The following is a 1,866-nucleotide window of genomic DNA, read 5'->3' on the forward strand; positions in this document are numbered from 1 at the left end:
TGGGATCATGGGGCTTTCTTCCGGTTTTTGGACGAAACGGGGAGATTTATGATGGATATTATACCCCGAAGTCAGGCCAACTCATTGCCTTTGTTCAGGTTTTTACTTTTGCAGGGGCGACTACTTATGCTGATTCATTGCACTAAACATAGATGCCTAACGCGAAGCTAAGCGACGCCCTGAAAAGGGCGTCCGGTGGACGGCCGCAAGGCCGGGAACGATCTTAAGCGGCTTGTTATAAAAATCGGTTTAGCTTTTTCCAAAGCTAAGCAATCTTAGGCGCGCAGAGTCTCCCACGGCGCACTCCCAAAGAGTTGATTCATCCCCGATCACAAGATTTGACCCCACAACGCCTGCGATCAACGCCAGTTTTTGATCGTTATTTAATTCAAAATACGTCTTCGGGACTTTTGGATCACTATCCATAACTTGCCAAGAACATTCTTTGACTACATTAAGAAACCAGTATGTGTCGTCCTCTTCAAGACTCGAAATGTAGGTTTTTCCAGCCTTTGAATTCAGCATATCTACCGAGTTTATATTCGCTAAGCTTGGCCTACTTTCGGCGCACCCTGACAGTGCAACCAGCATTAGCACAGCAGAAAAAATGGTCTTTTTCACGTTCTCAGCCTTCGACGCATGAAGCAGGTGCCTCTCATAACGCCAACATTAAGCGGCGCCCGACTAGGGCGTCCGGTGGACGGCCGCTAGGCCGGGAACGAACTTGAATAACTGGTTATGCATTTTCTAGTAGCTTGTTCAATTCCGAAGAGCCGAGTGGGCCACCAACCCAGACGGCCACCTTTCGTGCTCCGGCGCCTAAACACAGCTCCCTGAATAACCGTTCCTCTACTTGGCTGAGACCACCATCAACCATTTCTTCCGGATGGACAACAATGCCTACAGATTTAGGGATGAGACTTCGGCCAACAACTGAGGTAACGGCGTCTTTTAAACAGCGCTCTGCAATCGAAAACTGACCAACTAGAAGTCGCCGCGTTGTGAATGCTTCGGAAGGAGTAAACACCTGTTCCCGACTGGGCTCAGATACCGGAGAGATTTTGAAGGTGTCCCGAGAGACCTTAACGTAAAGCTCGACTGAAAATGCCTTCTTCAATGTTCACATCCTTATGCATAACGCCAATATTCAGCGGCGGCCTTTTCGCAGCGAAGCGGAGAAAAGGCCGTCCGGTGGAGGCCCGTCAGGGCCGGAACGAACTGGAATGACTGGTTAACTGGGAACTCGATGAAGCTCATACGCATCGGCCTTGCACTCAAAAGTGCAATCGCGAAGGTAGAAGAGATAATGCTTGGCACCAGTGCTATCGTTGATCTTTACCCAGTCAGTTGCCTCGCAAACCTCATCTGATTCTCCTCGCACTAAATAGAATTCTCCCCAAGCTGGGGCAAGTTGACCAAACCGACATTGCCCCCGATACCAACCTTCATCGTTTGTTGGACCTAAGCGATATCTATTGCACGATCGAAAGACAAGTCGCAGGCGCTCCCGCTCCCGCTCCCGCTCCCTAAAGCCATCATAGGCCCATGGATTTACGGTGAACTCCAGCGTCAAGTCAGCACCTTCAATGCTGACTTTCTCATCTGGAGAATTTGGCTCCGCATTCCATCCTTCATTCAGCTTTACGAATTCAATGGCCATATACAGTTAACGCAAAGCTTAGCGGCGACCTTGTAATGAAGGCGAAGCCGCAATGAAAAGGGCGTCCGGCGGCCGCAGGCCGGTGGAATTCCCCCAATAAATCGGACACGCCCTTTCAGTTGATTTCCTCGAACTCTAGCGGAGTCCGGTAACCCAGGCCACTGTGCAGCCGTTGGCGATTATAAAAGTCTTCAATATAGTCATTT

General features: G+C 49.8%; 3 protein-coding genes. All 3 read right to left on the bottom strand.

Annotated features, from left to right (window positions below):
* Window positions 1–249: 249 nt before the first annotated feature.
* Window positions 250–621, bottom strand: coding sequence for a hypothetical protein (locus tag J3364_RS22515; protein WP_349560402.1), 372 nt, complete (start codon window positions 619–621; stop codon window positions 250–252).
* 115 nt (window positions 622–736) lie between these two features.
* Window positions 737–1,117 carry a hypothetical protein gene (locus J3364_RS22520; protein ID WP_349560403.1) on the bottom strand — a complete coding sequence of 127 codons (381 nt, stop codon included), beginning with the start codon at window positions 1,115–1,117 and terminating at the stop codon, window positions 737–739.
* Window positions 1,118–1,231: 114 nt separating this feature from the next.
* Window positions 1,232–1,660 carry a hypothetical protein gene (locus J3364_RS22525; protein ID WP_349560404.1) on the bottom strand — a complete coding sequence of 143 codons (429 nt, stop codon included), beginning with the start codon at window positions 1,658–1,660 and terminating at the stop codon, window positions 1,232–1,234.
* Between the last annotated feature and the right edge of the window lie 206 nt (window positions 1,661–1,866).

Source organism: Marinobacter sp. NFXS9 (assembly GCF_040148665.1).
GTDB lineage: Bacteria > Pseudomonadota > Gammaproteobacteria > Pseudomonadales > Oleiphilaceae > Marinobacter_A > Marinobacter_A mangrovi.